Consider the following 24,898-nt stretch of genomic DNA (forward strand, 5'->3'; position numbering starts at 1 on the left):
CAAGGCGGTCGACCACTGGACGTCCGCCTTCACCACCATGGCGCCGTCAGGCTACTCGTTCGAGTACGGCCTTGGCGCGCTCGTCGATCTCCGCCGCCGCGCTGATTCCCCGGTTACGGAAGGGGGACAGCACCCTTCGCATGTTCACGGCGGCCTCACGCACTCGGCCCGACTGCACGCCTTCCATCGCGTCCAGCGCCTGTGCCCACGTCATGCACGCGGCCTCGACGTTGCCCTTGCGGGCCTGCAGCGTGCCCATGTAGCCCAACGTGACCGCATGGGTACGGCTGAAGGTGTCGGCCTTCCGCGTCAGCACGCTGTTGTTGAACTCTCGGAGCGCTCCGTCGAGATCGCCGAGCGTCCACAGGGTGCGCGCGGTCTCGTGGGCCAGGGATGCCCGCTGGAAGAACCACACCCGACTCGGATCCTCGTCACCGGCGCCCGCCGCAGCAAGGTCATCCTCGGCCCGCAGGAGTGCTGCGATCGCCGCCCGTTTCTGCCCATCGGCGGCAAGGCTGCGTGCTTGCACCACACCGAGCAGTGCCCTCTCGCGGGGTGTCGCCAACGTATACCGCTTGCGTTCGACGGAGGCCGTGGCGAGGTCGACAGCAGTCTGCGGGTGGCCGAGGTCCGTTGCCTGGTGAGCCATCGCCCGCAGGATATGGCCGGCGAGCGGAGCGTCGTCGGCTTCGGCCGCGAGCTTGAGAGCCAGGGTGAAGTAGCGCCGCCCGGCCTCGTGGTGGGAAGCATCGAAGCTCATCCAGCCGGCGACGTACACCGCCTCTGAGGCAGCGGCGAGAAGTGCGCGGCGAGTATCGTCGCTGGTGAACACCCCGCCGATGTATCTGGCAACGTCATCGACAAGGTACTGGTAGAGAGCCGTGCGGCCGTCCATGCCGCCGTGTCGCTGGTCTCGCCGAGAGAAGAACTCCGTCATCTCACGTACGGCGCTGACCTCTGCGGCCCCAACCCGGCGGCTCGTCGCGGCCTGCCGGGACTCCGCCCGCTGAGGAGCCTCGTCCCACCACTGCTGTCCAGGCAGGGTCAGGCCGCCCACCGAGTAGGCGGCACCGACCAGCAGCCGGCGGCGTTCGAGGTCCACGTCGCTTCTCCCAAGGTCTACCAGCGCAGTCAGCGTATCGACGTGCCACTCGGATGCCGCGGCCGCACCCATGTCCGTTAAGGAGAGCCCGATTTCGGCTGCGGTGACGGGGCGTTGAAGCCGACGCGACAACGTCTCGCACAAGATAGAGGGCGCTCTACCGGAGGGCTGGGTTCCTGCCACCCACATGGCGACGTGCGAGCGGCTCGTTCCCAGCAATTCCTGCGCGCCGACCTCAGCCGCGACCCTCACGAAGGCAGCCGCCACCTTCGGCTGCGACCAGCCGGTTTCCGCGATCGCGTCGGCCAGCTTCACGTTTCGCTCGCGCGCCATCGTCTACCTCGGTTCACGAAAACGATCTTTGACGGGTTTGACGGCCTCGGTTGCCGTCCGGAGATACCGCCGCGGTGTGATTCACGGTTCGCTCTTGGTCAACGAAACCACCAACTGCCCTCGCTCGGGAGGAGACCGGTGAAGACCAGCCAGACGCCTGATAACGGCCTCCGACCCGTTCCGGGTGGCGGCGGCCCGCATCCCTCAAGCCCGGCGCACAGCGCGAGAAACACCCGTCGGCGGCGGCACTTCAGCTGCAGAACCTCCGCCGCTTCAAGTGCTCCGACTAGACGGCCGATCGAGCCCACCACGGACTCAGGCACGAGCTGCGAGAGGGCGAGCATGGACGGAATCACGAGCCTGGGTAGCGTAATTGACGCCCCCGAGCAACAGACGAGCCTGAGGCTGGCGGCCAACGACAGGGCGCCGGGCAGGGCCCGGTCCTTCACCCGCAACGCCCTGACGGCGTGGGGTGCCGGAGACCTCCTCGACCAAGCGGTACTGATCGTCAGCGAACTCACCACCAACGCCGAGCGGCACGGCCGGACTCCCGACCCCAGCTGCGTCCTGCCCGCTAGTGCGGACTGCGAGCCCGTCGATGAGATCACGCTGACGCTCGCTCTGCAGGCAGGCGTCGTGGGGATCGAGGTGGAGGACAAGTCCCCGCAGCCTCCGGTGCCGCGCATTCCCTCGCTCTACGCCATCAGCGGGCGCGGTCTGTGCCTCGTGTCGGCGATGGCCGACGTGTGGACGGCCTGCCCTCTGAAGGACGGCAGCGGAAAGCGGGTGATCGCCTTCATCAAGCGCGCGGAACCCCCCGTTACCCCCTGAGCCCCTCCCCTTGGAGATCACCTCATGCCATCTCGGCTCACGCCCCTGCGCGTGCTTCTACTCGACCTGGACGGCGTGCTCGTCGACACCCGCCCCGTCATGGAGAGCGCCTGGCACCAGGTCCAGAAGGACCACGGCCTCAACGTGCCATTCGAGATGTACGAGCGTCACCTGGGCCGGCCCTTCGCCGACATCATGGACCAGCTCGGCCTCACAGACACCGAGGCGATTCACCAGACGTACTCCCAGGCGTCGACGGCCGCGTCCCATCTCGCCCGACAGTTCGACGGCGTCGCGGAAGTCCTGCACGCCTTCGCCTCTGCCGAGTGGCGGCTGGGGATCGTCACCTCGAAGCCGTTGAACCGCGCTGCCCCGCTCCTGGCCCAGCTCGGCGTTCCGTTCGCCACGGTGCGCACTCCGAACGGGGTGGGCCGGGGCAAACCCGCGCCGGACCCGATCCTGCTCGCCCTCATCGACCTCGGCGCCGACCCGGCCGATGCGCTGTACATCGGCGACATGGCGGTCGACCAGGAGGCCGCGCGCCGCGCCGGCGTCCCGTACGTGCACGCGGCCTGGGGCTACGGCGCCCCGGCCCGCCCGGCCCCCGTCGTGGCCGAATCCCCGGAGGACCTGCTGCGTCTCATGGACACCGGGCCGCTCCTCAAAGGGAGCCAGGCATGACACCGTCCAAGCGCACGGCCCTCGGCATCGCCCGGGCAGAGTCAGCTGGCAAGCCCCTGTGGGCACTGGTCGGCGAGGGCGCTCTCGCGACCATGAAGGCCGACCGGATCACCACGTCCGAGCTGGATGCCTTGCCCGTCGAACCGACATCAGTTGGAGCACGGGTGGACCAGGTGATGGAGTCCCTCGAAGTGTACGGCGCTGACTTCGCCAGGACGCCGGGTGGCGCGGCGTGGTCGTACGTCCAGCACGTGCCAACGCGGCGCCTGGTCACGCAGGTCGTCCGCAAGCTGGCCGCGCTCAGCGCCTGGGAGCCGTTCGTGAAGGCCCCCGGTCCGCTGAGGCCCGCGCCGCACGAAGGACTCGTCGGGCTGCGGTCGAGCAGCTCCCGCGAGTACCGCGCGTGCACCGTCACCTGGTCGGGCATCGCCTACCTGCTCGGAGCCGCGGCCCCCCGCAACCCCCGCCGTTCCCCTCAGTTACGTAACCTCCCTCCCCGCCCAGTAGCCGTAGCGGCACCGAGCCCGGCTCCCTCGGAGCTGCCGCGGAGCGAGGTGGTGGCCCTGTCGTGGTCTTCCCGTCACGCCGACACTCTCCTGCCGGTGCTGGGGGAACTGGCCCGAGAGGGGTCCCCGAGCCTCGTGGTGGACCTGGCGACCGACCCGGCGGAGCGGTGCCCGGCTTCGGGAGTCGCGGGGGTGAACCTGTGCTCGCCCCCGACCGGTCTCTTCGACCTCTCCGGCGCTGTGGCCGGTCTGCGGGCGCGGGACGACGGGCGCGTCGTCCGGGTCGACGAGCACGAGGTGCAGCTGGCCCGTCTGGTCCGTCTCGTGTCCGTACTACTGGAGACGAGCGGCGGGTGCACCCAGCCCTCGTGGCGCTCCGTGATCCAGGCGGAGACTTGGCTGGACGGCGTACTCGCCGCAACCCGGCCGCACACCGTCCTCGTCAGCAACGACACCAGCCCACTTGGTGCGTTGGCTGTCCATGCGGCAGAGCGCCATGGCGCGAACACCGTGCACGTTCAGCACGGGGCCTGGACGGCCGAGTCGGTCGCATGGCCCGCGCTGCACAGCCGGGACATCGTCGTCATGGGTGAAAGGGATCTCCCTCTCGCCAGGGCGTGGGCCCGCCGCCCTGATGCCGAGGTCCATGTCCTGGGCCAGCCCCGCTTCGATGCGCTCGCCGAGCTCGACAGCCAGGCCCAGCGGCGTTACCTGGAGACGCTCCTGGCACCCACCCTTGGCCCAGGACCTAGCCGTATCGCCGTGTGGGCCTGCCAACCCTTCGGACCTGACCGGCTCAAAGCGCAGGCGGATCTCCTCCTGGACGGCCTGTGGAAGGCCGGCGGCAGCTGGGGCCTCGTCATCGCGCCGCACCCTGCGCAGAACGTGGACGTCTTCGCCCCTCTACTCGAACGGGACGGCCGGCCGCTCGTCGCCGTCGCCGATCCCCGGGTCGGAGCTCGCGGCTGCCTCGCCGGTGCCGATGCCCTGGCGAGCGCCTATTCGACGTGCGGTATCGAAGCCGCCCTGGTGGGCGTTCCGGTGCTCGAAATCGGATCACCCGGCGAGCGCACGCTCGGACTCTCCGAACACGGCCTCGCACGGCGGTGCAGCACCTCCAATGACGTCGCCGATGCCCTCGCCGCCTTGTACGCAACGCGCCCGCCTGAAGTCCCGGCCGCGACGGACACGGTGTGCCGGTGGCGCGGCGACAGCGCCGCCCAGGTCGCGCGCCTCATCACCCGCCGCAACGACGGCCATTCCACGCACTCCCACCACGATGCCCGCGGCACCGAGTCCGAACTGCCGCAAGGCGAAGGAGCAACCGCCCGATGACACACCTGACCGCCGACAGCGTCGCCGAACTCTTCGTCGGCGCTGTCGCCCTGGCCAAGAGCGGCGAGAGGGTCAGCCCGCGCGGCATGGCGACCCGTGAGGTCCTCGACGTCCATATGCGACTGACCCAGCCGCGGGCCCGCCTGCTGTCCGCGCCGCCGGTGCGCGTCATCAACCCCGCGTTCGCCGTGGCGGAGACGGTTTGGCACCTCTCCGGCTCGGACGCCCCGTGGATCTTCGACTACAACGCGCGTCTGCGACAGTACGCCGACGACGGTGTCCTGCGGGGTGCGTACGGACCGCGGATGCGGAACTGGTCGGGCAGAGTGGATCAGCTGAGCCGCGTCGTCGAGATCCTGACGGAGGACCCCGACTCCCGCCGGGCGCTGATCCAGCTCTACGACCCGGCCCAGGACGCCGCCGGGCACAAGGACGTGCCCTGCACGCTGGGCTTTCGCTTCTACCTGCGTGCCGGCCGCCTGCACATGTCGACCACGATGCGTGGTCAGGACGTGTGGATCGGCATGCCGTACGACCTGTTCTTCTACACCGTGCTGCACGAGCTGGTCGCGGGCTGGCTCGACGCTGAGCTGGGCGAGTTCCACCACCACGTGGGATCGCTGCACATCTACGACGACCACCTGGACCAAGCCGAGCAGCTGAGCTCGGTCACCGCGAGCTCGATCATGCCGGACCTCACCACTCCATGGCGGGGCTTCGACAGCCTCCTCGACCAGGTCGTGGCACGGGACGTGACCGGCCACCCGGGCTGGGACACGATGGCAGCCACACTCCACAGCTACCGCCTGTGGAAAGAGGGCTCCCGTGACCAGGCGTGGCGGGTCGCCGACAAGACCGACGGCCCGCTGGGCGAGGCGCTGACCGCCTGGTACGGCGAGCTGAACCACCGTGCCCGCACCTCCACCACGCTCGAGTCGGCGGGGACGCGGTGATGGCGGCCACGAACCGCGCGCCCTCGGTCATCCTCGGCCTGTGCTCCTTCACGCACGACTCCTCCGCCGCCCTACTCGTGGACGGGGAGCTGATCGGCTTCGTCGAGGAGGAGCGGCTCTCTCAGCAGAAGCACACCAAGGACTATCCCCACCACGCTGTCGACTGGCTGCTGGGAGAGGCCGGGCTCACCTCCGCGGACATCGACGCGGTGGCCTACAACTTCCAGCCCGCCCACTACCTCGCCGAGTCGTCGACGGCCCTTCGCCTGGCGTTGTCGCCGGCGACGCGCGACCGGGCGCTGCCGAGGGCTCGCGGCTTCGCCAAGGTGGCACTGCGAACCCAACTGCGCACGCGCGCGCTCGGCCGGCGGTTCCCCTCCGCCCGCGTCCTCCCTGTCCTGCACCACCGGGCCCACCAGCTTGCGGCGTTCGCCGCTTCTGGGTGGAACGAGTCTGCCGTGCTCGTCGTCGACAGCCTTGGCGAGCGGCAGACCACGACAATCGCCCGCGGGCACGACGCGCTCCGCCCCTCCGTCCGCACCCTGCAGGCGATCAACGACCCCGCCTCGCTGGGCTACGTGTACGGCGCGGTCACGGAGCACCTCGGGTGGCGTCGCGGTGACGAGGAGGGCACCGTGATGGCACTCGCCGCCCTTGGCGACCCGGAGCGGTTCCGGCACCTGTTCGCCCGGGCTGTGCGCACCACGCCGACGGGGTTCGTGGTGGACCCCGGATACTTCCCGCCACGCGTACTGACCTCGGGCTACCCGCGGACCTCCCGACGTTTCATCACCGAGACGTGCCCCGAGCGTCACCCGAGCGAGCCGCTTCAAACCGTCCACCGGGATCTGGCCGCAGCCCTCCAGGAGCGTACCGAGCAGGTGATGGTGCACCTGGCCCGCCGGGCGGGAATGATCAGCGGATCGCGCCGTCTGTGTGTCGGCGGTGGAGTCGCCACGAACTGCGTGGGCATCGGCCGGATCATCGAGGAGGGCATCTTCGACGAGGTGTTCGTCCCGCCCGCCCCGGGCGACGCCGGCACCGCGATCGGAGCCGCCATCGCCGTACACACCGGCAGCCGCAGCCGGCGGCCCGTGTCCGGCGTCGCCCGGGCCTGCTACCTCGGACCGTCGTTCCAGAACCAGGCCCTCGACCTCACGCCGTGGCCCGATCTCCAGCAGAAGACGCTGGGCGTCGAGACTGCAGAGTTCCTCGCCGACCAGCTCGCCCATGGAATGATCGTCGGCCTCTTCCAGGGCCAGGTCGAGGCGGGCCCCCGCGCCCTGGGGAACCGTTCGATCCTCGCCTCCCCCCTGGAACCCAGGGTCGTCGAGCGGTTGAACGCCACCGTGAAGTTCCGGGAGCCGTTCCGCCCCTTCGCCCCCATGGTCCTGGCCGAACGTGCCGGGGAGTTCTTCACCCTCGGTCAGGAGGCCCCGTACATGTCGATGGCGTCCGGCGTGACCGACAAGGCGCGCGAACGCGTGCCGGCCATCGTGCACGCCAATGGAACATCCCGGCTGCAGACCGTCGCCCGGTCGCAGAACCCGTTCATGCACGACGTGCTGAGCGCCTTCGCCCGCCGCACCGGGGTACCCGTGCTGATCAACACCTCGCTCAACGTCAAGGGGAAGCCGATCTGCGGGACACCGGAGATGGCGCTGGACTGCCTGGTCAACTCCGGGCTGGATGCCCTGCTGCTGGAAGGCCGGTGGATCACCAAGTGAAGATCGGATACAGCTTCTGGGGTTTCCTCGGCAACGGGATCACCGACACTCCGGACGGGGGACGCAGCCACCGCCGCCCACTGATCGACGCTCTCCTCGCCCGCGGCCACGAGATCGTCTTCCTGCAGGCCAACCGCGACCTGCTCGAGGCCGGCGATGACCTGGGGAACGCCTACACATTCCACGGCGGCAGCCCGGACATCGATGTCCTGTTCCTGGAGTGGCGCTGGGCGATCAACGGGCGCAACACCACCCCGTGCGGCACCGAGGGGCACACCTGCGACCTGCACCGCCAAGCCGAACTGGTCAACCGGTACACCGTGCGCAAGAAGACGCCCGCCGTGATCTGGGACAAGGACCGCCAGCTCCCGCTGGACAGCGTCTTGCGGCGCGCCCCTCAGACCAGCGTGTGCGAGGCCGCTCTCGAACCGACACCGGGCGCCCACCGCCTGCTCTTCCCGGTCGACGACCAGCTCCTCGCCTCGGCGGATCCGGTCGCCCTCGCCCAGAAGCCTCGGGACCTCGTCCTCGGGTACGTCGGCAACCAGTACGACCGCGACGAGCACTTCGACCGCTTCTTCGCGCCGGCCGCCGCCCGGTTCGACCACCTGGTCGGGGGCAAGTGGACCAAGAACAGCCGCTGGCCCCACGTCCGTTTCCTCGGCAGGCTCCCGTTCGAGGCGGTCCACGCCGTGTACGGCAGGTCCCTGGCGACGGTGCTCATGCTGCCGGAGCGGTACGCCGCCGTCGGGCAGATGACGCAGCGGATCTTCGAGGCCGTGCTCGCCGGCTGCCTCCCGCTCGCCCCTGCAGACATCCTTCACGCCGACCGCTTCGTGCCCGCGGAGCTGGTCGTCAGTTCCGGTAGCGAGGTGATCGAGCGGCTGAACCACTTCCAGCGAATCGCCGGCACCCAGCAGCACGCGGACCTGGTCGCGGCTTGCCTGGACCGCCTGAACCTGTTCCGCCTGAGTCGGCAGGCCGACGTGTTGGAAGCCGTCCTGGCCATGACCGCCGGCCCCGTCTCGGCGGAACGGGGAGCGGCATGACGCAGCTGACCTCCCAGGCCATGGCGTCTGGAATCGCCGAACCAGTTCGAACGGCGGGTGCGACCGAGCACCCGCGCACCTCTACGCTGGAGCACCATGAAGAAGGTCGCCATCGTCGGCTGCGGGGGCAGCGGCAAGTCGTACCTGGCACGCGAGCTGGCCAGGATCCTCGACGCCCCGGTCACCCACCTGGACGCCGCGTACTACGACGACGAGTGGAACGAGCTGCCGACGGAGAAGTTCACCGCCCTGCAGCGGGAGCTGGTCGCGCAGCCGAGGTGGGTGATCGACGGGAACTACAACTCGACCCTGCAGATCCGGCTCGAAGCCTGCGACACGGTGGTCCTGATGGACGTCTCGACCATGGCCGCGCTGTACGGGATCCTCTCCCGGCAGATCCGGCACGGGGCCGGGCACAAGGGCAACGGCGTGCACAACCGCATCCACTGGGGTGTGATCAAGTACGTGGCGACGTACCGCCGCAAGATGCGCCCGCGCGTGATGGCCAAGATCGAGGAGTTCGCCTCGGGCCGTGCCGACGTGGTGCTGCTGTCCAACCGGCGGCAGACGCGCCGCTGGCTGCGGGAGGTCGCCGCCGAGCACCGCTGAGCATTGCACGCCCCCGAGTGGAGGGCGCGGCATGAGCGGCACCAACCCCTTCCTGGACCCCGGGCGGCAGACGGAGTTGTACGGGCACGCCTCTCGACTGGCCGGCCGGTCCAATGCCCTGATGCGGGCGAAAACCTCCGGGAGGCCCGTACCGGACACGATCGTCGGGTTGGTGCGCAACCACCACGAGCGACCGGACGGTCTCGGCCTGGTACTGGACCTGGGCTGCGGTCGCGGCACGAGCAGCCTGGCCTTCGCCCAGGCACTCGGGCCCCGGCGCGTCGTCGGCCTCGACGCCGCGCCGGCCCTGATCGAGCACGCCCGCCAGCGCGCCCAGCGGCTACCCGGCCTCCCAGTGAGCTTTATGCAGGGGGATTTCCACCGTCTCCCCGTGCCGGCCGGGTCGTCCGACATCGTCGTCGCCGCCTTCTGCCTGTACCACTCACCGCGCCCGCAGGCGGTTGTCGCGGAGATCGACCGGGCGCTCGCTCCCGGCGGTCTGGCCGTACTCGTCACGAAGGGGCTCGACAGCTACCGAGAGATGGACCAGCTGGTCGCTGCCGCCGGCCTCGACCGGCGAGCCGAGCAGCACGAAAGCCTGTACATCTCGGTGCACAGCGGCAACCTCGCCGACGTAGTTGCTGTGTCGCTCGATGTGCTCGTCGTGGAGCACGAGGAGCACAGCTTCACCTTCGACGGCCATGACCACCTGGCCGAGTACCTGGCCACCAACCCGAAGTACAACCTGGCCCCCGGCTTGTACGGCAATGCGGGCGCCCTCGCGGCGACCCTGCACGAGGTTCTGCCGGACCGGCCTCTCACCACCAAGTCCCTCGTGACCTTCGTCGTGGCCCAGGCGCGGGGAGGACAGCAGTGAGGATCCGCTATTTCACCAAGCACTACGAGACGCCTGGCTCGGTGGCCTCGGCAGCCCGCCACCACGCGTGGCTCGCCGAGCACGTACGGCCGTTGCGCCTGCCGGGTTTGTCGGTGGTCGGGCCGACCAGCCTGACGTACGAGCGGATCGACGGGCGCCCGGCCCGGCCCGAGGACCTGCCGTCCCTCGCCGCGCTGCTGGGCGACGCCCATGGAGCCGCCTGGACCAGCGACCTCCGACCGGCCGCGCTGAACACCCCACACCGATTCCGCGACGGCACCGCATTCGACGACTACATCGGTCCCCGCGAGACGGCCCTGCGGAGAAGACTCGAGCAGGGCCACCTGCCGGACCGGGCAGCCCTCCAGACGATGCTCGGGCTGCTGGAGAAGACCGCCGAGGGGCCAACTGCCTTCTACAAAGACAGCAATCCCCGGAACTTCATCGTCACCGAGGCCGGCGGCATCTACACCGTAGACACCGACGACCTCACGCTCGCCCCGATGGGTTACGACCTGGCGAAGCTGATCGTGACGCTGAGCCTGACATACGGGCCTCTCCCGGCCCCAGCCATCGACGCCGCCCTCCTCGCCTACAACGAGGCCGCCGAACGCCACGCCACCCGGCTCGGCACCACGGACCGGGAGCGACTCGACGACTTCCTCGCCCTGCACTCCGTACTGACCGCTCCTTACGTCGGGCGCAACGGCTACCGCTACAGCTGGCCCCGCCCCTACCTCCGAGGTTCCGCGTGATCATCACCGAACTCGTCTTCGTCCGTCACGGAGAGGCCCAGTGCAACCTCGACGGCCTGGTCGGAGGCCCGCGCACCTGCACCGGGCTGACCGACCGCGGATACGCGCAGGTCGAGCAAGTCGCGCTCCGCCTCACCGCCGAGCATCGCGACAAGCCGTTCGACGCTCTGTACGCCGGCCCGCGCATCCGCCTGCGCCAGACCGGCGAGATCATCAGCCAGGCCCTTCGCATCCCCGTGTCCGCCGACGATCGTCTCGACGGCCCGGCCCACGGGGCCGCTGACGGCATGCCCTGGGCCGAGGTGAAGGACGCTGCCGACGGTGGGCCACATGCCCACCCGGACAGGCCCTGGGCTGCTGGATCCGACACGTGGAACGGCTACCTGGAGCGGGCCAGCCGCTTCCTGCAGGAATTCATCGACCAGCACGAGGGCGAGCGCGTCCTGGTTGCCGCGCACGGCGAGACAGTGATCGTCGCGCACACCCTGCTCCTGGGAATCCCTCTCGGTTCCCCAGCCGGATTCACGGTCTCCCACGGGTCCATCACCCGCTGGCAGCACCACCTCAACCGGCTCGGACAGAGGCGGTGGATGCTCGACCGCCACAACGACACCAAGCACCTGGCCGCCTTAGCGCGGGGGGCGGCCGCGTGATCACACAGTTCGACGACCCGCGCCTGAACCTGGCCCGGGGCGCGCTCGGGGCAGTCCGGATCGTGCACGAGCCGACGCTCCCGCATCGCGTCCTGCGTCTGGTCGACGCCGACGGCAACGAGTTCTTCGCCAAGCAGCACAGCGAACGCGACCGGTACGTCCGGGAACTGCACGCCTATCTCACCTGGGGATCCCGGCTGACCGGCCACGTGCCCCACGTGGTGGGCCGCCAGGACAGGACGTGCACCCTGCTCTTCACCGCTGTCCCCGGCGTACGGGCGGATGCCCTCCCACCAGGATCGCCTGATGAGGAGCGTGCCCACTACGAGGCCGGGCGCGTGCTGGGCAATCTGCACCACGCCACTTCTGTACCGCGCTCGGGTGCTGTCGGCACGGACCTCGCCCGGCGGCTGGGTGACTGGACCGCTCGCGCGGACCGGGCAGGCCTCATCTCCGCGCTCGAACGCGAGCGACTGAGCCACAACGCGGATGTCCTGGCGAACACGCTCATGGACAGCGCGGTGTGCCACCTCGACTATCAGCCGCGGAACTGGCTCCTCGGCGACTCCTTCGGACTGTGCGACTTCGAGCACATGCGCCGCGACGCCCGCATCCGCGACTTCGCCCGGCTGGAGTTCCGCCGCTGGCAGGCGGCACCCCACCTGCGGACGGCGTTCTTCACCGGATACGGAAAGCCGCTGAACGACACCGAACAGCGGCTACTCGAGTCCTTCGGAGCGATCGAGGCCGTCACCTCCCTGGTCCGCGGACATGAGCAGAACGACCTCTCCCTCAGCACCCACGGCCGGACGGTTCTGGCCCGTCTTACCTAAGCCACCCCGTCCCTGGATTCCTGGAGAACCCCGTGTCACAGCACTTGTCCCACCCGACCGCCGCTGTCCCCCGTCGGGCTGTGGTGACCGGCGCCGCCGGCTTCATCGGCTCCCACCTCGCGCACGCCCTCGTCCAGGCCGGCGCCGTCGTCATCGGCGTCGACCGGCGCGACCCGGCCACCGACCGCACGGCCGCAGCCAACCTCTCCGTCCTGCGGGGGCTTCCGGGGTACATGCACGTCACCGCCGACCTCCTCAGTTGCGCGATCGATCCGCTTCTCGTCGACGCGAACGCGGTATTCCACCTGGCGGGGATCCCCGGGGTGCGTCCCTCATGGGGACCGAGGTTCGGCGAGTACGTCGCCTCCAACGTCCTCGCGACCCACCGCGTCATGGACGCCGTCACCCGCATGGGCGTTCCCCGGCTCGTGGCGGCCTCCTCCTCCAGCGTCTACGGCCCCACCGACGGCGGTGCGAGCGTGGAGACCGACCGGCCCCAGCCGGCGTCCCCGTACGCGGTCACGAAGCTCGCCGAGGAGCAACTCTGCCTCGCGCACTCCACCCAGGCTCACTGTCCCACCAGCGTCGTCGCCCTGCGGTACTTCACCGTGTACGGCCCCCGGCAGCGCCCCGACATGTTCACGCACCGCGCCCTCACGGCCGCCCTGACCGGCCAACCGCTGCGCCTGTACGGGGACGGTCACCAGCGGCGGGACTTCACGTACATCGACGACGCGGTGGCGGCCACCATCGCCGCAGGCACCCTCCCGACGGCCAGTGGAGTGATCAATGTGGGAGGCGGTTCGAGCGCCTCCCTGCTCGACGTGATCAACATCGCGAACAGCCTTGCCGGTCGCGAAATCCAAGTTCACCAGGAGAACCCGCGCAGCGGCGACGTCCTCACCACCCGCGCCAACCCCGGCCGTGCCCATGAGGTCCTGGGCTGGCAGCCCCAGGTCGACATTCACAACGGCATGCGGGCCCACATGCAGGCGCTGGCCGCCGAGTCCGCCGCATACGGCCGCGCGGCATGACGGGCAGGACCAGGAGGCATCGCAGTGGAGAGTCCTGAGAAAGCGCGCCTGGACGCCTTCTTCCGGCAGGTCACGACACGCTTCCCCGCCGGCGAGAACGTCACCACGCTGATCATCACGCACCTGCTCTCCGAGCGGCCGGCGTTCCTCCGCGCGATGGCGGCGATCTCCACGGTCGGCGCTGTCCTGCCCAAGCCAAGGTCCATCGACCAGCCGACGCTGAAGACGGTCCGATGTGACTTCACGGTCCATGACCTGAGTCGAGAGCAGTTCACCGACCCGACCAGCGCGTTGGAGTACCTGGAGAACACAGCCGGCGGCAGGAGCGTAATCCTGGTGGACATCGGGGGCTACTTCGCACCATGCCTTGACACCCTGGTGGAGAAGTTCTCCGGCCGCATCCTCGGCGTCGTTGAGGACACTGAGAACGGACACCAGAGGTACGCAGCACTCGACCACCTGCCCTGCCCCGTCGTCTCGGTGGCCCGCTCCCCGCTGAAGGACTGCGAGGACCACCTCGTGGGCCGGTCCATCGTCTTCTCGACCGACGCCCTGGTACGCGCTCGCGGCGACGTTCTGACCAGCCGGAACGCCTGTGTGATCGGGTTCGGCAAGGTCGGCCGGGCCATCGCTCAGACGCTACGCGCGCAGGACGCCCGCGTCACCGTGTACGACACCGATCCAGTCAGGAGAGTGCAGGCGCATTCCCAGGGCTTCCGCACGAGCACGTCAACTGTCGAGGCACTCCAGGACGCGGAACTCGTCCTGTGCGCCACCGGCAACCTGGCCCTCCGCCAAGGCGACTTCACCGCGCTGCGCAACGGGGCGTACCTCGCCTCGGTGACGTCCTCGGAGGACGAACTCGAACTCGGCAGCCTCCATGGGCTCTACCAGCGAACCCCGGTCGGCGAGCATCTGACGCGGTACGAGATCACGGGCCACTACTTCTACGTCCTGGCCGATGGTGGCGCCGTCAACTTCGTGCACGGCGCGGCAGTCGGCGCCTACATCCACCTCGTTCAGGCCGAGGTACTCGCCGCCACCGCGGCTCTCAGCCAGGACCGCTTCCACCCCGGTCTACACGAGATGCCGACGCCCGACCGCCAGGCCATCGCAAGGGTCTGGTTCGACCACTTCGACAGGTGACAACGTGCCTCCATCCTCCAGCACTTCCGCGCCACCACTGAGCACCACACGCCGCCGCCACATAGCTGTCATCCCGTGCCGCTGGGGATCCACCCGGTTTCCGGGAAAGCCCCTGGCGCAGCTCGGGAACAAGCCGCTCCTGTGGCACGTCCACCAGCGCTGCGTAGAGGCGAGAGGCCTTCACAGCGCGGTGGTCGCAACCGACGACAAGCGCATCGAGGAGGTGTGCCGCGAACTGGGAATCGACTGCATGCGCACCGCGAACCACCTCACTGGTACCGACCGCGTCGCGGAGTGCGCGGAACGCCTGCCCGCCGACGCCTACATCAACGTCCAGGGCGACGAGCCGTTCGTCTCCCCCACAGCGATCGACGCCGTCTCCGAGGCCCTCGCACGCCTGCCCCCTGGAACGCTCGCCGTGAACGCGTACACGGAGCTGGACGACGCCTGCGCGGTACTGGACCACAATGTCGTCAAGGTCGTCGTCGGTGCCGAGGGCAACGCCCTCATGTTCTCCCGCCAACCGATCCCCTACCCGCGCGGTGACCGTCCGAGGTACCTGCGGCAACTCGGGCTCTACGGCTTCACAAGAACGGCTCTCAGCTTGTTCCGGCAGCTCCCCCAGGGCCCGTTGGAGCGAGCCGAAAGCGTGGAGATGCTGCGCCTCGTCGAACACGGCCACGGCCACGGCGTACGGATGCTCGCCGTAACAGACGATGGTCTAGCCGTCGACACTCCGGAGGACCTCTCCATGGCACATGCGCTGCTTCGTCGCCGGACTCGGGGGCCGCGCCAGTAGTGTTTGGCTGGGTTCCGGTTCCCGCCCGCTGACGCCAAGAAGATCAATTCGAGGTGTGGCCGTGCCGGTCACTTATCGCCAGCCTGGGTAGTGTCGGCGTAGCTGTTGAACACGTCGAGCTCGTTCTGCTCGAAGCGGCGGATGCCACCCCGGATGGAGTCGTAGCCGGCCACGACGGAGGTCGCGGTGGCGTAGACGTGCTTGCCGTCCTTGACCTCGAAGTGGAAGGTGAGGGAGACGCGCCGGACGTCGGTCACCCAGGCTTCGATCCGGACCGGGGTCTCCCAGGTCTCCAGTGGGTGCTGGTAGCGGATGGTCTGCTCGCGCAGGAGGAAGTTGCGGGCCAGGCGCTCGGCGGGGTCCTGGGGGACCAGCATGCTGAACATGCGCATGCGGGTCTCTTCCAGGAGGACGCCGTAGCGGGAGCTGTTGAGGTGCCCGTTCGCGTCGAGGTCCGACCAGCGAACGGGGCAGTCGTAGATGTGTCGGGACACAGTGACTCCTGAGAGCTGTGGGATCTTCCGTACCTTCGAGGCGCCCGGCCGATCCGAGGACTGACTGGCGCACCCTCCATCAACAAAGGCCCAGGGACTGCGGGGATCGGCCGTCCGGACGTTCTCTGCCGCCCGAACGGCCACGCCCCAACCCCTGGACCCCACACGGAGACGGCACCAGTCGTGACATTAAGTTGCTTTTCGTGGCCAACGGGCCAGCCACACCAGCTAGCGGGGCGGGCGCTCGCCCTCTTGGAGGTCGTTGAAGATCTCGCGAAGGAGGGCGGCCCGGAGGTCAACCTGGGGCAGTTGCCCATGGAGCCGACTGATGGCCGCCTGGTCGGAGTCCGGCAGCGAGGCGCGCAGGAGTAGCTTCAGCTCCGCTCGGGCCTGGGGGTCGACGATCGGCGAGTGGATGCGGTCGACGACGGCACCGGCCCCCAGCTGCGTGATGCCCCACTCCCCGGGGACTTCCTGGATGGCCCAAACCACGGAGTGGTTCTCGGGCGACAGGGTGAGTCGGCACTCCGGCCCGGCCAGCGCGCTGAGTGCTGGGAGCGGGACGCCGCCGGGGCCGGCGAGTGCTGCAGCCTCGTCGGCGCTGTCGACGACGAGGCGGGCGGTGAGCGCTCGGGCCGCGCGACGGCGGGCGGCATCGGCTTCGGCCTGGGCAGGGGGCTGCGGAGTGAGCGCGCTGGGCTCAGCGTGGGCCCAGGCGTTGCGCTTGCCTCCCAGGGCGTCGGTCTCGTCATCGGAGGATTCGGCCTCGACCCAGGTGATCACCACGAACCGGCAGTGGGGCATCGACGCCGGGTACAGGACGTGGGAGACGACTTCGACGGTCTCCCAGCCTAGGGCGGGGATGATCATCCGGAAGACATGGCCGTCCCTGTCGGCCTCCAGATCTGCCTCGTTGCGCCAGATCCGCTCGACGTCTGGGTTCTGGCGAACCTCGGCGATCAGGTCGACGAGCTCGACGTTGTCCTTGTGGGTGGCCTGGGCGAACTTCAACAAACGGATGTAGGCCGCGGCATGCATGTCCCAGTCGTGGTACTGGGTGCGGGCCTCGGGGTTCGTCAGGGCCCAGCGCATGAGGTTGGCGCGCGGCTCCATGACCCAGGGCCACCACTCGGCCATCGCCGCGTTGAACGCCAAGATGTTCCAGTTACGGTCCGTCAGGTACGTAGGCGAGGGCATCTGCCTGTCGATCAGAAGGCGAAGTGCCCGGCGCAGCTCCGGACTGGCGTCGATCTGCGGGTCACCGTCGAGCGTGGTGCCGATGTTGTAGAGCAGCAGGGCGTGGCGCTCGCTCTTGTCGAGCCCGAGCAGATCCGCGAGCGCCTCGCACTGGGGCTTGGTGAACCGGGGCGGAACGGCCCCCTTCTCCACGTTGCGGTAGGTCCGCACCCCCATACCGAGGGCCCTGGCCACCGGGGCCTGGGTGATCCCCGCCGCTTGGCGCCATCGCTTCAGCCAGCCACCGAACCCCATGAACTGACCGGCGATTTCTCCGCCGTGTGCGCCCTTGTTCTCGGCGTGGTCATCGCCGAAGGGGACTATCCCCTGAGCAACCATGAGGCTCTTCCTTGTCTCCGTGTTTTACACGGGAGGCACCCGCCTGAGGGCATGAAAAACGGGGGGCAGCGTGAATGCCGGCCCCCCGGCCTGGTGTCTCCCACAAAGACGATACGCCTAAGTAGTACCGACCAGTAATTTGTGGCCTCGACCACAGGGCAGTTGGTTAAACGCGCAACCATGCCTGCCGACGCCCGGCCGCCTCCCATGACGAATCCGGACATTCTCTCACCTGCGGTTTTCCATGATCAGGAAAGCGGCAAATCCTTGCCGGTTTTTCTTGCAAGGCGGTGAATGATCATTCATGCCGCAGACGATCACCAAAGCAAGCTGGCTGCCGATATCCAACCCCCTTGAAAATAAAGGACGTTACCAGGACCCCCACGCGACCTCCACATATCCCACACATCCATCTACGCGCGTGGATTCGCCCTTGAGATGCCGTTGACGAAGCCTTTGCCTGCGGGCTTAAATCCAAACCTGACCAGCCGGTACAGAGCGACAGCCTGCCGGTTCATGAACGTGGGGGCTCTTTTGAAGATCTTTATTGCGGTGCCCGGAGTGCGCATGGGTGGCGCCACCGAACAGCGGCTCACATCTACACGTGCTGGTACGGCAGCAAAATGCTTGGCGTGTACATCTTTTCACGGCCTGTAGAGCCAGGTCTGGATCTTGTGCGGACGTCTGCGTATGTTCGTCGTCCCCCACCGGGAGGCAACCCGGTGACCGGCGAAAGGAACGCATGCAGGGCGCACCGAGCAGCTAGCCCGTAAAAGCAATCGGCGCCCGGGAGAGGCAACTCCCGGGCGCCGGACGCGAAGAGTCCTATCTCCAGCCGAGGCAACGGCCGGAGAGACCCGTCATCACCGCGCCGGCCCTTCCAACGGGGCACAACCGGCTGCGGCATCACTCAGGGAGAGTTTTGCGTGGGCACGCCCCTGCGCGAAAGGCCGGACCCTCGGGCCGCCGCCGCGGACTGTGCAGCGGACACCGCTCACCCGCCCATTTCGAGCCTCTGGCGCGGAGGTGAGGTCTGATGGCACGCATTCGCACCATCAAGCCCGAGGCTTTCGAATCCGAGGACCTTGCCGCCGTCGATGTCACCGCGGTGCTCACGTTCTTCGGGCTGCTGACACAGGCGGACGACTCCGGCCGGTTCCGCGACCATCCGGCCGTGATCGCGGGGCGGCTGTGGGCGCTGCGCCCGGAGCACACCCCCGCGCACGTCGCCCGCGACTTGGAGCAGCTGGCCGGGGCCGGCCTGGTGTGCCGGTACACCGGCTGCGACGGCAAGTCCTGGCTGCACATCGTGACCTGGGACCGGCACCAGAAGATCAACCGCGCTTCAGACTCGCGGCTGCCCCGCTGCCCGACCCACGAGGCGGCGAAGGCTTGCGGCGAGTGCGACCGCCCCCAGTGCCACACCCAGACCCATACGGCGGCCAGCCTCCGACAGCCGCCCCCCGAAGCCCGCGAGGCGTCCGTCGGCGCCGTCGGTGGAGGCGACTCCGCGACCACTCACGGAGCACTCACGCGAACCGTTCCGTCAGATTCGCCCGCATCCACCCTCACCGTGACGCGCACCACTCTCACCCAGGAGGGTGAGATCGAGGCCACATCGCCCCTGTGTCCGCCCCTCGCGAGCCCTGCAAGGGAATCCGCAGGTCAGGGCAGTGCAGCCCAAGCGGATGACGTGACGGGCGCCACATTCACTGAGGGTTCACGGTCTGGATCTAGGATCTTGGATCCTGGATCTTCCCGTAGGGGGCGCGAGGCGCCCGCGCTCGGCTCCTCCCCGGAGACAGCGCTGGAGGCGGCCGACGCGAGCGAGTGGTCGGCGAAGGTCTTGATGGCCGAGTATCTGCGCGGCTGCCCCGGAGGGCGTCCGCCGAAGAAGGTCCTCGGGCACCTGGGCAAGGAGATCCGCTCGCTGCTGGACGAGGGCTACGGCCCCGACGTCCTGAGGCCGGCGCTGGAGCGGCTACGCGCCAAGGGGCTGAACCCCAGCGTCCTGCCGAGCCTGGTCAACGAGCTCCTCAACGCCGGGCCAGCGCTGTCGTCGAGCTCGAGCCTGTCCTCCGCCTCCGGCGCGGGGCTCTGGGCCAGCGCCTCCCCCGCTTACACGCCGTACCTCAACCCCACTGAGCCGACTGGCACCTTCGGAGTCGCCCTGTGAACCGCACCAGCCTCGCCGACCCTCAGACCACTGCGGACAACGCTTCGTTGGCCTGGATGCGGCGCAAGCTCGCCGAGCGCGGCATCGACCCTACCGCCCCCGTCGCGGACACCCCGGAAGCGATCCCCTCTCTTGAGGCCGCTCAGTTGCGAATCCCGCGTGACTACCGCGAGGCCCAGGTCGAGCACCCCGCCGTAGCCGAGTGGGTCCGCAGCATCGCCGGCAGCGCCGTCGGCCACGCAGCGAGCCCGCTGATCCCGCACTGGGGGACGCCCGGGCAGCGGGAGATCACCCACGGCCGCAGCTTGCTGCTGTGGGGCTCGACCGGCGCCGGCAAGACGCACCAGGCGTACGCCGCGATCCGCGCCCTGACCGCGTCCGGGTGCGGGGTGCGCTGGCACGCCACGACCGCCGCCGACCTGTACGGCGAGATGCGGGCCCGCAGCGGCAGCGATCCCGAGTACCTGCTGCGGCGGATCGTGCGGATACCGCTGCTGCTCCTCGACGACCTCGGCGCCGCCAAGAGCAGCGAGTGGACCGAGGAGATCACCTACCGCCTGCTCAACTGGCGGGCGCAGAACCAGCTGCCGACGATCGTCACCTCGAACCTGCCGCCGGTCCGCATGCCGGGGATGGCTGCCGGCCAGCCGGTGCTGCGGGACAAGGTCGGCGACCGCGTGCTGAGCCGCCTGTCCGGCATGTGCACACCGGTCCACCTCGACGGCCCCGACCGCCGCTTCCGCGCCGCCTGACCCGCCGCGCCCACCACCTTCCACCGCCCGGCCCGCGAGCCGGTCCGCCGGCATCCGCCGCCGCGTGCCGCACCCGCTCGCCGCCGCCCGGCATGCCCTGGAGACCCAGTCCCATGCGCCACATCACCACCAACAACCAGCCCGTGCCGGAACTGCGCGGCATTGCCGACATCTCGTGGCACGCCCGCGGGAGGTGCCACGATCTGGCCCCCGACGAGGCCGACCGCCTGTTCTTCTCCGCACCGCGCGCCCACGCCGGCATCGCCGAGGCCAAGTCGCTCTGCGGCGCCTGCCCCGTACGCCAGGACTGCTTCACGCACGCCCTGGACAACGACATCCGCTGGGGCATGTGGGGCGGCCTCACGGAGGCGGAGCGCAAGCCGTGGCACGCCAAGGTCGCCAAGCGACTCGACTACGCCCGGGTCCGCGCCGCGCTCATGGGCCGGGACGTCCACCTCACCGCGTCCGAGCGCGACGTCGTCACCCGCGCCGCCTACCTCCGCGGCTGGAGCGCCCCACGCCTGGCTTACGCCCTCCGCATCGACCTCGACCACGCCCGCGACCTCCTGCGCGAGGCCCGCCACGCGGTGGCCGACCGCGACCGGTACTGGAAGGTCCCGGCGGCGGACAGCGAAGAAGCCGGCACCCAGGACCAGGGCGAGGAAGTCAGCAGCGAAACCGCCCCCGAGGAAACGTTCTGCCAGGTGCCCCGCCAGGCCCAGACGCAAGAACTGATCAACGCCCTGAAGAAGGCGGCCTGAACTGCCCGGCGCTACCTCCCGCCCGCCCCACCACCGGCGGACGCAGACCACATCACCCAGCGAGCCCGGAGAAAGGGAGCCCTTGACCGAGGAGACCGCCGACCGATACGCCCTGATCGCTGCCGGGACAGTGATCATCGTCCTGACCGGCGCCGGATTCTGGCTCTCCTACGCCCACCTCGCCGAAGTCGCAGGGCGACACGGCCTGGACCGCTCGCCCATCCGGCAGTGGGCCTGGCCCGCCACGCTGGACATGTTCATCGTGGCCGGCGAGCTGCTCATGCTGCGGGCCGGACTTCACCGGGTGACGGACTGGTGGGCGGTCGGACTGACGGCTGTCGGGTCACTCGGCTCGATCGCCCTGAACGTGGCCGGCGTGAACGGCACCACGACCGGTCCGGTTCCGCTCCTGGACTACCTGGTCGCAGCGGTCCCACCGACCGGGGCGATGCTGGCCTTCGGAGTCCTGATGAGGCAAATCCAGCAGCGCGTCGCCAGGCCCATCCGGAACAGCCGGACCGAAACCCGGACCGACCCGGACCCGAGCGGGACCGCCGGACCACAGGACCGCACGGAAACCCGGACCGGACCCAACCCGGACCCGACCGACACCCCGACCGGACCGCCCCGCCCCGGACCGAAACCCGGACCGGACCCGGACCCAAGCCGGACCGCCGGACCACAGGACCGCACGAAAACCCGGACCGGACCCAACCCGGACCCGACCGACACCCCCACCGGACCGCCCCGCCCCGGACCGAAACCCGGACCGCGTCCAACTCGGACCGCCCCGGTTCGCCCCCAGACCGTCCGGGCGAAGGTGCATGCCGGACGGTCGAACCGCCGGACCGGACCGCGTCGCCTGTCCGAGGCCGAGGTCGTCGAGCTGGTCCTCCCGGACGTCCCCGCAGTCCTGGCGGCCGAGGGGAACGCGCAGATCACCAGGACCCAGCTGCGGGGCATCATGCGCGCCCGCGGAATCCCCCTCGGCAACGAGCACATCGGTCCCGTCCTGACCGCGCTTCGGGCCGCCACCGCCTCCACATCCTCCGAAGGAGCCACCCGCTGATGAAGACGTGCGACCGATTCACCGACCTGAAGGCCGGATACGAACGCGACATCACGTTCCTGCGCAACCACGCCGCCCGTCACTCGGGCAGTACCGCCTCGAAGTCGAGCACGCGGCACGCCTTGGCTGTGAAGCAGAACATGGCCAAGGCCCTGACCCGCCATTACACGCGCTGCCCCCTGTGCGGGTGAGCAGCACCCCAGCCCGTACGGCGGCCCGGACCAGCACCCGGGCCGCCGCCCCGTTCCCGCACCTGGCCTCCCGGAAGGAGCCGAAACGCCCATGACCTCAGCCGAGAACCCGCCCGAAGCGGAGCAGGACCAGCCCGTCAAACAGGCCGTATCCGCCGACCGTGACCACCGTTCGCCCGGCACCAACTCGTACCCAGGAGGAGCAAGTTATCGGTCAAGACGCTCTTCCCCGTCGGGGAAGCGCGTCTTGGCCAAACCCGCCCCAGACGTGGCGGGAGCGGACCGGAGCCAGGGGGCACCGGTCCACGAGGCAGCGACCGAGGGCGGATCGCAGCCGGAGGAGAAGCCCGCACCGCGACGCAAACGCCGCGCCACGAAGAACGCCTCCCGCAAGCGCTCGCCGAAGTCCGCCACCGACAAGCGCAGCTACGTGTGCAGCGTCCGCCTCAACGACGACGAGAAGCATCACCTCGCCACAGCTGCCGCAGCAGCCCGCACAAGCCTGCCCGCGTTCCTTGCCCGCAGCGCCCTCGCCGCCGCCCGCGACCCCGACCATGCCGCCGGGGCCATCGCGGGCGAACGTGAGCTGATCTCGGAGATGTTCGCCGCCCGACGGCATCTCGGCCACGTCGGCAACAACCTCAACCAGGTGGCCAGGGCCATCAACTCCGGCGACCGGCCGGCGGACGCCCACCTCGACGCGGTGCTGACCGCCGTTCGCCGGGCCACCGACCGGGTCCAGGCCGCCACCGACCGACTCCTCGAACTCCGCTAGGAACACCCAACCGTCATGGTCCCCAAGATCCACAAGCGCGGGACGCGCACCATCGGCCTGCTGTACTACCTGTACGGACCCGGCAAGGCCGAAGAGCACGTCGACCCGCACCTGGTGGCGTCCTGGGACCACGCCGCCCCCGACCCCGGCCGCGACTCCGAGGCCACGTACAAGCAGCTGCAGCAGCTCCTCGACCAGCCCCTGGCCCTGCTCGACGAAAACGAGCGCCCGAAGAAGCACGTGTGGCACCTGTCCGTCCGCAACGGCCCCACCGACCGGATCCTGTCCGACCAGGAGTGGGGCGACGTTGCCCGCCGCATGGTCGCCGCCGCCGGCATCGACGACCCCGAGCAAGGCGCGGGCTGCCGCTGGGTCGCCGTCCGGCACGCCGACGACCACATCCACATCCTGGCCACCTTGGTCCGTGAGGACGGCTACCGGCCGGACCTCGACTTCGACGCCGTCCGCGTCCAGGCCGAAGCCCGCCGCCTGGAGCAGGAGCTGGGGCTTCGCCGCCTCAACCCCGGTGACGGCACCGCCGCCAAGCGGCCCACCAGCGCCGAACGCCACAAGGCCGCCCGCCAGGGCCGTGAGCGCACCGCCCGCGAGGAACTGCGCGAGACCGTCCGGCGGGCCGTGGCCGGCGCCGAAAGCGAGAAGGAGTTCTTCGACCGCCTGGGCGCCGCCGGGGTTCTGGTGCGCACGCGCGTCGCACCGTCCGGTGACCTCCTGGGGTACACGGTCGCGCTGCCCGGAGACGTCAACGCCCAAGGAGAACCGGTCTTCTACCCGGGCTCGAAGCTGGGCCCGGACCTGTCCCTGCCGCGGATCCGGGAACGCTGGTCCGGCCGCCGGACGGGCAGCCGGGCCGCCGAGCAGACGGTGCCGTCGGGGCCCGCATCGGCGCGGCGCCGGGCGAGTACGGCGCTGTGGCAGGCGGTGCTGTTCATGGACGGGGCCGACGACGGGGTGGCCGCGGCGTACATCGCGGCTGCCGGTGAGGTCCTGGACGCGCTCGCGAAGACGTCCGCCGCCCACACCCGGCGCGAACTACGAGAAGCCGCTTTCGTGTTCGAGCGGGCCTCCCGCTCGCACGTGCGGGCCGAACGCGGTCACGACCGGGCCCTTCGTCAGGCTGCCCGCGACCTCGTCTACAGCGGTCCTGCGCTCGGGCGGGGGGAGGACGGGGCGACGACCGCGATGGTGATCGACGCCGTGTTCTTCCTGGTGACCGTGGCCGCGCACTGGCACGGGAAGAAGGCACACGCGCAGCAGGCCGCTGCCGCCCAGCTGGCCGCCGAGCACCTGCGGACGGCGTACCGGGCTGCCGCCGCGCAGCCGATGGGTGTGCTGGCCGTGCGGGGCCGGTCGCTGGCGCTTCCGGTGCTGCGCCGTCAGGTCCTGCGGGTCCGGGAAGCGCTGCCGTCGGCGTTGGCGGAGCAGGTCCTGGCGGAAGCCGGGTGGGCGGCGCTGGCGGCGACCCTGGCTGATGCCGAGGCGGCCGGGTACGACGCCACCGCCCTGCTGGCCGATGCGGCTGCCCGCCGGGAGCTGGCGAGCGCCGAGTCGGTGTCGGATGTGCTGGTGTGGCGGCTGCGCCGCGCCGCGGACCTGCCAGCCGACGGCCAGGCGGCGCCGATGCCCGACGGCGGCTCCGTCCCGTCGGACCCCGCCGGGCGGAAGGCCGGGAACCCGGCCGAGAAGGGCCCGCAGCGCCGCCGGAGGTAACCGGGCTTTCAGGGATTCGTGAGTTGTCGCAGATCGGGGCGGTGGGGCACGCTTCATGACCCGCCGCCGTGTGCGGGGAGCCAACTCTGGGAGGGGAGCCCAAGTGTTCGGTCGCAGGAAGGCGAAGCAGGAGCCTGGAAAGATGGGGCCGGCG

24 protein-coding genes are annotated in these 24,898 nt (G+C 69.8%); 21 read left to right on the forward strand and 3 right to left on the reverse strand.

The genetic code is table 11. The features are described 5' to 3' along the window. Window positions 1–46 precede the first annotated feature (46 nt). The gene (locus AFM16_RS04715) at window positions 47–1,435 is read right to left on the reverse strand and encodes an NsdA family TPR-like regulatory protein (protein WP_078632553.1); all 1,389 of its coding nucleotides are present in this window, start codon (window positions 1,433–1,435) and stop codon (window positions 47–49) included. A 342-nt stretch (window positions 1,436–1,777) separates the two neighbouring features. On the opposite strand from AFM16_RS04715, the gene AFM16_RS04720 reads away from it, so the two are divergent. The 14 genes from AFM16_RS04720 (at window position 1,778) to AFM16_RS04785 (ending at window position 15,223) form a co-directional block, all read left to right on the forward strand. Next, window positions 1,778–2,266: an ATP-binding protein gene (locus AFM16_RS04720; RefSeq protein WP_053626870.1), complete on the forward strand. Its 489-nt coding sequence runs from the start codon at window positions 1,778–1,780 to the stop codon at window positions 2,264–2,266. Between the two features lie 24 nt (window positions 2,267–2,290). Next, the gene (locus tag AFM16_RS04725) at window positions 2,291–2,947 is read left to right on the forward strand and encodes an HAD family hydrolase (protein WP_053626869.1); all 657 of its coding nucleotides are present in this window, start codon (window positions 2,291–2,293) and stop codon (window positions 2,945–2,947) included. Beyond that, window positions 2,944–4,788, forward strand: coding sequence for a CDP-glycerol glycerophosphotransferase family protein (locus AFM16_RS04730; RefSeq protein WP_053626868.1), 1,845 nt, complete (start codon window positions 2,944–2,946; stop codon window positions 4,786–4,788). Before AFM16_RS04725 ends, AFM16_RS04730 begins: the two co-directional genes overlap by 4 nt. After that, window positions 4,785–5,741 carry a thymidylate synthase gene (locus tag AFM16_RS04735; protein ID WP_053626867.1) on the forward strand — a complete coding sequence of 319 codons (957 nt, stop codon included), beginning with the start codon at window positions 4,785–4,787 and terminating at the stop codon, window positions 5,739–5,741. Before AFM16_RS04730 ends, AFM16_RS04735 begins: the two co-directional genes overlap by 4 nt. Then, window positions 5,741–7,468 carry a carbamoyltransferase family protein gene (locus AFM16_RS04740; protein ID WP_053626866.1) on the forward strand — a complete coding sequence of 576 codons (1,728 nt, stop codon included), beginning with the start codon at window positions 5,741–5,743 and terminating at the stop codon, window positions 7,466–7,468. Before AFM16_RS04735 ends, AFM16_RS04740 begins: the two co-directional genes overlap by 1 nt. Further along, entirely contained in the window at window positions 7,453–8,517 is a 1,065-nt protein-coding gene (locus AFM16_RS04745) for a glycosyltransferase family protein (protein ID WP_053626865.1), read from the forward strand. Before AFM16_RS04740 ends, AFM16_RS04745 begins: the two co-directional genes overlap by 16 nt. Before the next feature lie 96 nt (window positions 8,518–8,613). After that, window positions 8,614–9,126, forward strand: a complete 513-nt coding sequence (locus AFM16_RS04750; protein ID WP_053626864.1) for a P-loop NTPase family protein — start codon at window positions 8,614–8,616, stop codon at window positions 9,124–9,126. A gap of 31 nt (window positions 9,127–9,157) precedes the next feature. Continuing rightward, window positions 9,158–10,003 carry a class I SAM-dependent methyltransferase gene (locus AFM16_RS04755; RefSeq protein WP_053626863.1) on the forward strand — a complete coding sequence of 282 codons (846 nt, stop codon included), beginning with the start codon at window positions 9,158–9,160 and terminating at the stop codon, window positions 10,001–10,003. Beyond that, the gene (locus AFM16_RS04760; RefSeq protein WP_053626862.1) at window positions 10,000–10,758 is read left to right on the forward strand and encodes a phosphotransferase; all 759 of its coding nucleotides are present in this window, start codon (window positions 10,000–10,002) and stop codon (window positions 10,756–10,758) included. Before AFM16_RS04755 ends, AFM16_RS04760 begins: the two co-directional genes overlap by 4 nt. Next, complete coding sequence (locus AFM16_RS04765; protein WP_053626861.1) at window positions 10,755–11,411, forward strand: histidine phosphatase family protein; 657 nt, start codon at window positions 10,755–10,757, stop codon at window positions 11,409–11,411. The genes AFM16_RS04760 and AFM16_RS04765 overlap by 4 nt, the downstream gene beginning before the upstream one ends. Continuing rightward, window positions 11,408–12,244 (forward strand): phosphotransferase, encoded by an 837-nt coding sequence (locus AFM16_RS04770; RefSeq protein WP_053626860.1) that lies wholly within the window; start codon window positions 11,408–11,410, stop codon window positions 12,242–12,244. The genes AFM16_RS04765 and AFM16_RS04770 overlap by 4 nt, the downstream gene beginning before the upstream one ends. Before the next feature lie 32 nt (window positions 12,245–12,276). Then, window positions 12,277–13,278: an NAD-dependent epimerase/dehydratase family protein gene (locus AFM16_RS04775; protein WP_245177633.1), complete on the forward strand. Its 1,002-nt coding sequence runs from the start codon at window positions 12,277–12,279 to the stop codon at window positions 13,276–13,278. 24 nt (window positions 13,279–13,302) lie between these two features. Continuing rightward, on the forward strand, window positions 13,303–14,424 hold the full coding sequence (locus AFM16_RS04780; protein WP_078632555.1) for an adenosylhomocysteinase: 1,122 nt from the start codon (window positions 13,303–13,305) through the stop codon (window positions 14,422–14,424). Window positions 14,425–14,428: 4 nt separating this feature from the next. After that, the gene (locus AFM16_RS04785; RefSeq protein ID WP_078632556.1) at window positions 14,429–15,223 is read left to right on the forward strand and encodes a 3-deoxy-manno-octulosonate cytidylyltransferase; all 795 of its coding nucleotides are present in this window, start codon (window positions 14,429–14,431) and stop codon (window positions 15,221–15,223) included. Window positions 15,224–15,291: 68 nt separating this feature from the next. Here AFM16_RS04785 and AFM16_RS04790 read toward each other — a convergent pair whose 3' ends face one another. Then, window positions 15,292–15,717 carry an acyl-CoA thioesterase gene (locus AFM16_RS04790; protein WP_167797152.1) on the reverse strand — a complete coding sequence of 142 codons (426 nt, stop codon included), beginning with the start codon at window positions 15,715–15,717 and terminating at the stop codon, window positions 15,292–15,294. A 228-nt stretch (window positions 15,718–15,945) separates the two neighbouring features. Next, window positions 15,946–17,292, reverse strand: coding sequence for a helix-turn-helix transcriptional regulator (locus AFM16_RS04795; protein WP_078632558.1), 1,347 nt, complete (start codon window positions 17,290–17,292; stop codon window positions 15,946–15,948). A gap of 1,036 nt (window positions 17,293–18,328) precedes the next feature. On the opposite strand from AFM16_RS04795, the gene AFM16_RS39845 reads away from it, so the two are divergent. The 7 genes from AFM16_RS39845 (at window position 18,329) to AFM16_RS04830 (ending at window position 24,744) form a co-directional block, all read left to right on the forward strand. Continuing rightward, window positions 18,329–19,468 (forward strand): hypothetical protein, encoded by a 1,140-nt coding sequence (locus tag AFM16_RS39845; RefSeq protein WP_245177634.1) that lies wholly within the window; start codon window positions 18,329–18,331, stop codon window positions 19,466–19,468. Between the two features lie 56 nt (window positions 19,469–19,524). Beyond that, on the forward strand, window positions 19,525–20,220 hold the full coding sequence (locus AFM16_RS04805) for an ATP-binding protein (RefSeq protein ID WP_078636833.1): 696 nt from the start codon (window positions 19,525–19,527) through the stop codon (window positions 20,218–20,220). A gap of 113 nt (window positions 20,221–20,333) precedes the next feature. Then, window positions 20,334–20,981, forward strand: coding sequence for a WhiB family transcriptional regulator (locus tag AFM16_RS04810; protein ID WP_107419025.1), 648 nt, complete (start codon window positions 20,334–20,336; stop codon window positions 20,979–20,981). Between the two features lie 82 nt (window positions 20,982–21,063). Next, the gene (locus tag AFM16_RS38990) at window positions 21,064–22,050 is read left to right on the forward strand and encodes a DUF2637 domain-containing protein (protein WP_143648315.1); all 987 of its coding nucleotides are present in this window, start codon (window positions 21,064–21,066) and stop codon (window positions 22,048–22,050) included. Next, the gene (locus tag AFM16_RS04820; RefSeq protein ID WP_078632559.1) at window positions 22,050–22,241 is read left to right on the forward strand and encodes a hypothetical protein; all 192 of its coding nucleotides are present in this window, start codon (window positions 22,050–22,052) and stop codon (window positions 22,239–22,241) included. Before AFM16_RS38990 ends, AFM16_RS04820 begins: the two co-directional genes overlap by 1 nt. Before the next feature lie 247 nt (window positions 22,242–22,488). Continuing rightward, entirely contained in the window at window positions 22,489–23,016 is a 528-nt protein-coding gene (locus tag AFM16_RS04825) for a plasmid mobilization protein (protein ID WP_245177635.1), read from the forward strand. Window positions 23,017–23,031: 15 nt separating this feature from the next. Beyond that, window positions 23,032–24,744, forward strand: a complete 1,713-nt coding sequence (locus tag AFM16_RS04830) for a relaxase/mobilization nuclease domain-containing protein (RefSeq protein ID WP_078632561.1) — start codon at window positions 23,032–23,034, stop codon at window positions 24,742–24,744. Window positions 24,745–24,898 lie beyond the last annotated feature (154 nt).

Origin of the sequence: Streptomyces antibioticus, from assembly GCF_002019855.1 — a bacterium.
Classification (GTDB): Bacteria; Actinomycetota; Actinomycetes; order Streptomycetales; family Streptomycetaceae; genus Streptomyces; species Streptomyces antibioticus_B.

Excerpts from the sequence above, each read along its gene's own strand:
- AFM16_RS04715 (WP_078632553.1), bottom strand. The coding sequence starts at position 1,435 with ATGGCGCGCGAGCGAAACGTGAAGCTGGCCGACGCGATCGCGGAAACC.
- AFM16_RS04720 (WP_053626870.1), top strand. The coding sequence starts at position 1,778 with ATGGACGGAATCACGAGCCTGGGTAGCGTAATTGACGCCCCCGAGCAA.
- AFM16_RS04725 (WP_053626869.1), top strand. The coding sequence starts at position 2,291 with ATGCCATCTCGGCTCACGCCCCTGCGCGTGCTTCTACTCGACCTGGAC.
- AFM16_RS04730 (WP_053626868.1), top strand. The coding sequence starts at position 2,944 with ATGACACCGTCCAAGCGCACGGCCCTCGGCATCGCCCGGGCAGAGTCA.
- AFM16_RS04735 (WP_053626867.1), top strand. The coding sequence starts at position 4,785 with ATGACACACCTGACCGCCGACAGCGTCGCCGAACTCTTCGTCGGCGCT.
- AFM16_RS04740 (WP_053626866.1), top strand. The coding sequence starts at position 5,741 with ATGGCGGCCACGAACCGCGCGCCCTCGGTCATCCTCGGCCTGTGCTCC.
- AFM16_RS04750 (WP_053626864.1), top strand. The coding sequence starts at position 8,614 with ATGAAGAAGGTCGCCATCGTCGGCTGCGGGGGCAGCGGCAAGTCGTAC.
- AFM16_RS04755 (WP_053626863.1), top strand. The coding sequence starts at position 9,158 with ATGAGCGGCACCAACCCCTTCCTGGACCCCGGGCGGCAGACGGAGTTG.
- AFM16_RS04795 (WP_078632558.1), bottom strand. The coding sequence starts at position 17,292 with ATGGTTGCTCAGGGGATAGTCCCCTTCGGCGATGACCACGCCGAGAAC.
- AFM16_RS39845 (WP_245177634.1), top strand. The coding sequence starts at position 18,329 with ATGGCACGCATTCGCACCATCAAGCCCGAGGCTTTCGAATCCGAGGAC.
- AFM16_RS04805 (WP_078636833.1), top strand. The coding sequence starts at position 19,525 with ATGCGGCGCAAGCTCGCCGAGCGCGGCATCGACCCTACCGCCCCCGTC.
- AFM16_RS04810 (WP_107419025.1), top strand. The coding sequence starts at position 20,334 with ATGCGCCACATCACCACCAACAACCAGCCCGTGCCGGAACTGCGCGGC.
- AFM16_RS04820 (WP_078632559.1), top strand. The coding sequence starts at position 22,050 with ATGAAGACGTGCGACCGATTCACCGACCTGAAGGCCGGATACGAACGC.
- AFM16_RS04830 (WP_078632561.1), top strand. The coding sequence starts at position 23,032 with ATGGTCCCCAAGATCCACAAGCGCGGGACGCGCACCATCGGCCTGCTG.